At 73.9% G+C, this 7,808-nt stretch carries 7 protein-coding genes; 6 read left to right on the top strand and 1 reads right to left on the bottom strand.

Going from position 1 to position 7,808, the window contains the following annotated elements; translation table 11 throughout:
* Positions 1 to 134 precede the first annotated feature (134 nt).
* On the bottom strand, positions 135 to 1,373 hold the full coding sequence (locus ACRYM0_RS19830) for a S8 family serine peptidase (protein ID WP_432507571.1): 1,239 nt from the start codon (positions 1,371 to 1,373) through the stop codon (positions 135 to 137).
* A 146-nt stretch (positions 1,374 to 1,519) separates the two neighbouring features.
* Between ACRYM0_RS19830 and ACRYM0_RS19825 the strand changes: the two genes are divergently transcribed.
* The 6 genes from ACRYM0_RS19825 (at position 1,520) to ACRYM0_RS19800 (ending at position 7,741) form a co-directional block, all read left to right on the top strand.
* On the top strand, positions 1,520 to 2,530 hold the full coding sequence (locus tag ACRYM0_RS19825; RefSeq protein WP_432507570.1) for a LacI family DNA-binding transcriptional regulator: 1,011 nt from the start codon (positions 1,520 to 1,522) through the stop codon (positions 2,528 to 2,530).
* 123 nt (positions 2,531 to 2,653) lie between these two features.
* The gene (locus ACRYM0_RS19820; RefSeq protein ID WP_432507569.1) at positions 2,654 to 3,880 is read left to right on the top strand and encodes a sugar ABC transporter substrate-binding protein; all 1,227 of its coding nucleotides are present in this window, start codon (positions 2,654 to 2,656) and stop codon (positions 3,878 to 3,880) included.
* Positions 3,873 to 4,841 carry a carbohydrate ABC transporter permease gene (locus ACRYM0_RS19815; RefSeq protein ID WP_432507568.1) on the top strand — a complete coding sequence of 323 codons (969 nt, stop codon included), beginning with the start codon at positions 3,873 to 3,875 and terminating at the stop codon, positions 4,839 to 4,841. Before ACRYM0_RS19820 ends, ACRYM0_RS19815 begins: the two co-directional genes overlap by 8 nt.
* 37 nt (positions 4,842 to 4,878) lie before the next feature.
* On the top strand, positions 4,879 to 5,760 hold the full coding sequence (locus ACRYM0_RS19810) for a carbohydrate ABC transporter permease (RefSeq protein ID WP_432507567.1): 882 nt from the start codon (positions 4,879 to 4,881) through the stop codon (positions 5,758 to 5,760).
* A gap of 38 nt (positions 5,761 to 5,798) precedes the next feature.
* Positions 5,799 to 6,590, top strand: a complete 792-nt coding sequence (locus ACRYM0_RS19805; RefSeq protein ID WP_432507566.1) for a ThuA domain-containing protein — start codon at positions 5,799 to 5,801, stop codon at positions 6,588 to 6,590.
* Positions 6,587 to 7,741 carry a Gfo/Idh/MocA family protein gene (locus ACRYM0_RS19800; RefSeq protein WP_432507565.1) on the top strand — a complete coding sequence of 385 codons (1,155 nt, stop codon included), beginning with the start codon at positions 6,587 to 6,589 and terminating at the stop codon, positions 7,739 to 7,741. The genes ACRYM0_RS19805 and ACRYM0_RS19800 overlap by 4 nt, the downstream gene beginning before the upstream one ends.
* Positions 7,742 to 7,808: the final 67 nt, after the last annotated feature.

Here is a 7,808-nt window from a genome sequence, read left to right as displayed (position 1 = left end):
CCCCCCCCCCCCCCCCCCCCCCCCCCCCCCCCCCCCCCCCCCCCCCCCCCCCCCCCCCCCCCCCCCCCCCGCCCCGGCCCCCCCCCCCCCCCCCCCCCCCCCCGGCAGGAGGGAGGGGGGAGGGGTGGGTGGGGTCAGCGGCGGACGGTGCGGGTGCGGCGGGGCACGTCCGGGGCCGGGTCGCCGACGGGCGCGGGGGTGCTCACCGGGACGGGGGCGGCGGCGGCGCGCACCGCGGCGGCCACGTCGAGCATCCCGGCGCCGTACCCGGCCGGCCACGACGGGCGCGGTGCGGCGGTCGTGCGCAGCAGGTCCTCCACCTGCCCCGGCGTCGTGCCGGGTGCCACCGCGCGCACCAGGGCGGCGGCCGCCGCGACCTGCGGGGCGGAGAAGGACGTGCCCGACACCGCGAAGTACTGGTGGCCCTGGCTGGCGGGGCCACCGGCGGGCACGTCCTCGCCGGGTGCGCTGAGGTCCACCGCGTCGTTGTGCTGCGCCCACGGCGCGGCCCCGCCGCCGACGGCCGAGGCGGACACCGAGACGACACCCGGGTAGGAGGCCGGGTACTCCACCGGGTTGCCCTGGTCCCCGGTGTTGCCCGCGGCGGCGACGACGACCACGCCCTTGCCGAGGGCGTAGTCCACCGCGTCGGCGGTGACCGCGCTGTACGTCTCCCCGCCCAGGGACAGGTTGACGACGTCGGCGCCGTGGTCGGCCGCCCACACGACGCCCTGCGCGACGGCGTTCCCCGAGCACCCCTGCGGGGTGCACACGCGCACGGGGAGCACCTCGACGTCCGGGGCCACGCCCGCGGCGCCGATGCCGTTGCCGTGCGCGCCGGCCACGACCGTGGCGACCTGCGTGCCGTGGGTGCCGATGTCGGTGCCCGTGGCGAAGTCCGCGCCCGGCAGCACCCGCCCGGCCAGGTCGGGGGTGGTGGGGTCCACGCCGCTGTCCAGGACGGCGACGGTGACGCCCCCGCCGGTGGTGGTGGCCCAGGCGTCCGGTGCGCCGATCTCCGACAGGTGCGTGGCGTAGCGCAGGAAGGGGTCGGTCGCGAGCGCCCCGGTGCCGGCCAGGGGCTCGACCGCCGGCGGGGCCGGGTCGGGCGTCAGCCGGTACGTCGTGCGCGGCGCCGCGGAGGACACCGAGCCCTGCGCCGCCAGGCGGTCGGCCAGGCGCTGCGCGGCGGCCGCGTCCGGGGCGGTGACGGTCTCCAGGACGAGGGTGTCGCCGACGTGGCGCAGCAGGTCGACGGCGACCTCCCCGCCCGCCGGCGCGGCGGAGGCGGGCAGGGGAGCGCCCGCCAGGGCCGCGAGGGCGAGGCCGAGGACGACGGCGGCGCGGCGTCGCGCGGGGCGGGGTTCGGGCACGACGGCTCCCTGCTCGTGGGGGTGGTTCCGGAGCCTCGTCGGCACGGTCGGCGCACGACTTGAGCGGATTCCTTGCCCGTCCGGGGGAGCGGCCGCTACGGTTCCCCTCGATACGCATCGACGACGAGCGGGTGAGAGGGGGCGGCGTGGCCCGGGTTCCGACCAGCAAGGACGTGGCGCGCGTCGCCGGCGTCTCGCAGAGCACCGTCTCCTACGTGATGAGCGGCAAGCGGCCCATCTCGGAGAAGACGCGCCGGCTCGTCGAGGACGCGATCGCGCAGTTGACGTACCAGCCGCACGCGGGGGCGCGGGCGCTGGCCGGCCGGCGCACGAACGTCGTCGCCGCCGTCGTGCCGTTCCGCACGCCGCTCAGCGCGCACGGCCTGATGGCCTTCGTCGAGGAGATCGCACTGGCCGCCCGCGCCCGCGACCACGACCTGCTCATCGTCACCGCGGACGAGGGTCCCGGTGCGCTGCAACGGGTCGCGGGCCGGGCGCTGTGCGACGCGGTCGTCGTCATGGAGGTCCGCACCGACGACGAGCGCGCCGCGGTGGCCCGTTCGCTGGGGCGGCCCACGCTGTTCATCGGGTTCCCGCAGGACGCCGAGGGGCTGCACTGCATCGACTTCGACTTCGAGGGTGCCGCCCGCCTCCTCGTCGCGGAGCTGGCCGCGGCCGGCAACCGCGAGGTGGTCGTGCTGGGCTGGGCCCCCGAGCTCGCGGAGCTGGGGATCAACTACGTGTCGCGGTTCCGGGCCGCGGCCGAGGCCGCCGCCGCCGAGCACGGGGTTGCGCTGCGCTGGTGCGCGGTGCCGTCCGGGCACGGGGCGGTGGAGGAGTGCGTGGCGGACGTGCTCGGCGCGCCGGGCGCTCCGCCGGGGCTGCTGGCCTCGACGGGTGCGCAGGCGGCGCTCAGCGCGCTGCTGCGCCGGGAGCTGGTGCCCGGGCGCGACGTGGACCTGGTCGCGCTGTGCACCGACGCCGAGGCCGAGGCGCTCCCCGTCCCGCTGACGGCGGTCTCCCCGCAGCCGCGGGACGTCTCGCGCCAGGCGATGGAGTGGTTGTTCGCCCTGCTCGAGGCCCCCGGGAGCCCCGGCGAGCTGCGCCGGGTGCCCGCGGAACTGACCCGGCGGCGTTCCGTCCGCACCGCCGGCTGACCCCACGACCGTTTCGACCGCACCGCCGCACGACCGTCGTCGATACGCATCGACGGAGAAGCACGACGAACCGCACGACCCGCCGACAGCCCACGACGCCGTGGGCGAGAGGAGAGCAACGAGATGGCTCGACGAGGAACCGCGCGCACCGGCCTGGCCGCCGTGCTGGCCGTGCCCCTGCTGCTGAGCGCCTGCGGCGGCGGGAGCGGCGGGGGCACGACCTCCGGCGACTCCGGCACCCTGCGCGTGCTGGACTACTACAACTCCGAACCCAACGCGACGCTGTGGAACGACGCCATCGAGGCGTGCGGCACCGAGATCGGGGTGGAGATCGACCGCGAGGCCGTCCCGGGCGAGACCCTCATCCAGAAGGTGCTGCAGCAGAGCTCGTCCCGGACGCTGCCGGACGTGCTCATGCTCGACAACCCCGACGTGCAGCAGATCGCGGAGTCCGGCGCGCTGGCCCCCCTGGGCGACCTGGGGATCGACTCCACCGGCGTCGCCCCGGGCGTGCTGGAGGCCTCCACCTACGAGGGCGAGCTGTACGCCCTGCAGCCGGTCACCAACACGATCGCGCTGTTCTACAACAAGACGATCCTCGAGCAGGCCGGGATCACCCCGCCCACGACGTGGGACGAGCTGAAGACGACCGCCGCGGCGCTGACCCAGGGCGACCAGTACGGGTTCGCCATGTCCAACATCAACACCTACGAGGGCACCTGGCAGTTCCTGCCGTTCATGTGGTCCAACGGCGGTGACGAGAGGGACATCGCCACGTCGGAGACGGCCGAGGCGCTCCAGCTGGTCAAGGACCTCATGGAGTCCGGCTCGCTGTCGCAGTCCTCCGTCACCTGGTCCCAGGCCGACGTCGCCGACCAGTTCGCCGCCGGCAACGCCGCCATGATGGTCAACGGGCCGTGGAACTTCGGCACGCTGGACGTCGTGGAGGGGCTCGAGTACGGCATCGTGCCGATCCCGGCGCCCACCGCGGGTGGCGCCGTCGTCTCCCCGTTCGGCGGCGAGGCGTGGGCCGTGCCGCAGACCGGCGACGAGGAGAAGATGCAGAAGGCCGCCGACCTCGTCCAGTGCCTCAACAAGGACGAGACCCAGATCGAGGTCTCGGTGGCCACCGGCACCGTGCCCACCAAGCCGGAACTGGCCGACGAGGTCGTCGCGCAGAACCCCAACCTGGCCGCGTTCGCCGAGCAGGTGCCCGACCTGCGGGCCCGCACCGGCCAGCTCGGCCCGGAGTGGCCGGCCGCCGCCACGAAGATCTACACGGCGGTGCAGAACGCGCTCGTCGGCGGCATGACGCCCGAGGACGCCCTGCGGCAGGCCCAGGATGGCTGAGGTCGCCACCCCGGGGCGCGCGGCCGGCGGGGTCACCACCCCGCCGGCCGCGGCGGCCGGACGCCGGGGACCCTCGGGGAAGCTGAAGGCCCGGCTGATCGAGATCGCCTTCGTCGTGCCGGCCGTCGTGTACCTCCTGCTGTTCTTCGGCTACCCCGTCGTGAAGAACGTCGTCATGGGCTTCCAGGAGTACACGACGAGGACCTTCTTCACCGGTGAGGCGCCGTGGATCGGGCTGGAGAACTACCGCAACGTCTTCAGCAGCGCGATCTTCGACCAGGCCCTGCTGAACACGCTGCTCTTCACGGCCGGCTCGATCGCCGGCCAGTTCGTCCTCGGGCTGCTCATCGCGCTGTTCTTCCAGCGGAAGTTCCCGCTGTCGGGGGTGCTGCGCTCGCTGATCCTGCTGCCCTGGCTCATTCCCATGATCGCCGGAACGGCGGTCTGGCGGTGGATCCTCGACGCCGACAACGGTGCCCTCAACCGCATCCTCTCCGCGCTGCCGGGCGTCGACGTGAGCCCGAACTGGCTGACCAGCACGTCGCTGGCCCTCGTGGCCGTCATCGGCGTGAACATCTGGCTGGGCATCCCGTTCAACATGACGATCCTCTACGGCGGTCTGCAGGAGATCCCCGACGAGCTGTACGAGGCGGGCGCGCTCGACGGGGCCACGGGGTGGCGGGCGTTCCGGCACATCACCTGGCCGATGCTGCGGCCCGTGGTCACCGTGGTGCTCGTCCTGGGCGTCGTCTACACGCTGAAGGTCCTCGACGTGATCCTCGGCCTCACCAACGGTGGTCCCGCCAACTCCACGCAGACCATCGCCACGTTCTCGTACGACATGTCGTTCCGCCAGTTCGACTTCGGCGCGGGTGCGGCGCTCGGCAACATCCTGATCGTCATCTCGCTGATCTTCGCCGTCGTCTACCTGCGCGCGAACCGGCGCGCCGTGGACGAGTGAGGCGCGAGATGACCCGAACGGAAGGGAGGAGAACCCCGTGAGCACCGCAGTCCCCGCACCCGCCGCCGAGCGCAGCGCCCCGCCGCGCCGGGACCACGCCAGCGACAGGGCCCCGCGCCGGCCCGGTCACACGATCCTCGGCATCCTGATCCTGGCGTTCATGCTGTTCCCGCTGTACTGGATGGTCAACGTCTCGCTGCAGCCGGCGGGCAACGCCGTGGCGACCCCGTGGTTCCCCGTGGACTTCACCCTGCGCGGCTACAGCACCGCGATCGCCGAGCAGGGCGGGAACCTGGTGACGAGCCTGGTCATCAGCCTCGGCTCGGTGGTGTTCAGCCTGCTCGTCGCCACGCCCGCCGCCTACGCCATGGCCCACTTCAAGTTCGGCCGGTGGGCCACGGCCGTCCTGTTCGGCATCCTCATCACCCAGATGGTCCCGGGCATCGTGGTCGCCAACGCCCTCTACAGCGCCTACACCGACCTGGGTCTGCTGAACACCGTCGGCGGGCTGATCCTGGCCGACTCCGCGGCGGGCATCCCGTTCTCGATCATCCTCATGCGCGCCTTCATGGGCGGCATCCCCACCTCCATCATCGAAGCCGCCTACGTCGACGGCGCCGGGCACGTCCGCGCCTTCTTCTCGATCGTGCTGCCGATGAGCCGCAACGCCCTCATCACGTCGGGGTTGTTCACGTTCCTCTTCGCCTGGGGCGACTTCCTGTTCGCCCTGACCCTGACCACCACCGAGGACCTGCGGCCCATCACGCTCGGCCTCTACACCTACGTGGGCAGCTTCGTCGCCGACTGGTCGCCGATCATGGCGACGGCCGTGCTGTCCTCCCTGCCCGCCATCGCCCTGCTCGTGCTGGCCCAGCGCTACGTCGCCGCCGGTGTCACGGGCGGGGCCGTCAAGTCCTGAGGGACGAACCCGAACCACCGCAGTCCCGAGGAGGACCAGTGAGCAACCCGATCCGCGTCACCGTCTGGGGCGAGAACCGCCACGAGCAGCTCGAGCCGGAGGTCGCGAAGCGCTACCCCGACGGCATGCACGGCGCCGTCGCGCAGGGCATCGAGGAGAACCTGGGCGAGCGGGCCGTCGTGCGCACCGCCACCCTCGACGAGCCCGAGCACGGCCTGACCGAGGAGGTGCTGCGCGACACCGACGTGCTCACCTGGTGGGGCCACGCCGCGCACGGCGAGGTCTCCGACGAGGTCGCCGAGCGCGTGCAGCGCCACGTCCTGGAGGGCATGGGCCTGATCGTCCTGCACTCCGGGCACTGGTCGAAGGTGTTCACCCGGCTGATGGGCACCACCTGCACGCTGCGCTGGCGCGCCGAGCACGACCGCGAGCTGGTGTGGACGGTGGACCCCACGCACCCCATCGCGCAGGGCGTTCCCCACCCCATGATCATCGACGAGGACGAGATGTACGGGGAGTTCTTCGACATCCCCGCCCCCGACGAGCTCGTCTTCATCTCCTCCTTCTCCGGCGGGGAGGTGTTCCGCTCCGGCTGCACCTTCAAGCGCGGCCACGGGAAGATCTTCTACTTCCGCCCCGGCGACCAGGAGTACCCGACCTACTTCCACGAGGGCGTCCGCAAGGTGATCTCCAACGCCGTCGAGTGGGCGGTCACCCTGCGGCCGGAGCGGTCGATCCCCACGCTGCTGCGCTACGAGACCGAGGACTTCTACACCGGCCACGGCTACCAGGGCGCCCTGCGCGCGGACGCCGAGGAGGCGGCCGAGTGAGCCCCGGGTCCGGCGGCGCGCTGCGCGTCGTCCTCGTCGGCGCCGGCGGCATGGGGCGGGCGTGGCTGCGCACGATCCTCGCCGATCCCGAGGTGGAGCTGGCCGGCGTGGTCGACCTCGACCGGGACGTGGCCGCCGCGGCCGTGGCGGAGGCCGGGGTGCCGGACGTGCCGCTGGGCCGCGACGCCGTCGAGCTGGCCCGGGCCACCGGCGCGGACGCCGTCGTCAACGTCACGGTGCCGCGCGCGCACCACCCGGTGACCACGGCGGCGCTGTTCGCCGGGCTGCCGGTGCTGGGGGAGAAGCCCGTCGCCGAGGACGTCGCGCAGGCGCTGTCCCTGGTGGCGGCCGCGGAGGTCACCGGCCGCCTGTTCGTGGTCAGCCAGTCGCGCCGCTACAACGCGCACCTGCACGCCTTCCGCGAGCAGGCGCGCGTGCTGGGCGACCTGGGGGTCCTGACCACCGAGTTCTTCAAGGCCCCGCGCTTCGGCGGGTTCCGCGAGGAGATGGCGCACCCGCTGCTGCTGGACATGGCGATCCACCCCTTCGACACCGCCCGGTTCCTGCTGGGAGCGGAGCCGGTGTCGGTGTACTGCGAGGAGTTCAACCCCTCCTGGAGCTGGTACGCCGGGGACGCCGCGGCCAGCGCCGTGTTCGAGATGACCGGCGGGGTGCGCTACACCTACACCGGCAGCTGGTGCGCGCCCGGGCTGGAGACGTCGTGGAACGGCGCGTGGCGGCTGTCCGGCTCGGCGGGCACGGCTCGCTGGGACGGCGACTCGGCCCCCGTGCTGGAGACCACCTCGGGCCGGCAGGCGGCTCCCGCCCAGGACCCGGGCCGCGAGATCGCCGGGTCCCTGCGGGCCTTCACCCGTGCCCTGCGCGCGGGCGTCGCCCCGCACGGGGAGGTCCACGAGAACGTCCTGAGCCTGGCGATGGTGGAGGCCGCCGTGGTCTCCGCCGAGACGGGTGCGCGGGTGCGCGTGGACGACGTGCTCGAGCGCGCGCACGAGCGGGCGCTGGCGGACGAGCGCCGCGAGGACGTGCGGGCGGTGCTGGCGTCGTGGACGTCGGTGCGCGGCGCCCTGGCCGCCGGGGCCCCCGCGGCCCCCGTGCCCGCTCCCGAGCCCGCTCCCGAGCCCGCCGCCTGACTCCCCGCCCCCGCTCCCCCACCCCCGCCCCTCCCCCCGCGGTGATCTTGCACGGTTGAGCGTTCAC

This window comes from Kineococcus arenarius subsp. arenarius (assembly GCF_050871845.1).
Classification (GTDB): Bacteria; Actinomycetota; Actinomycetes; order Actinomycetales; family Kineococcaceae; genus Kineococcus.
Note: the sequence above shows the minus strand (reverse complement) of the source record. Positions and strands in the feature narration are given on the sequence as shown.

What these genes read in the sequence shown, in the direction of transcription:
- ACRYM0_RS19820 (WP_432507569.1), top strand. Translation starts at nt 2,654, where the DNA reads ATGGCTCGACGAGGAACCGCGCGCACCGGCCTGGCCGCCGTGCTGGCC.
- ACRYM0_RS19815 (WP_432507568.1), top strand. Translation starts at nt 3,873, where the DNA reads ATGGCTGAGGTCGCCACCCCGGGGCGCGCGGCCGGCGGGGTCACCACC.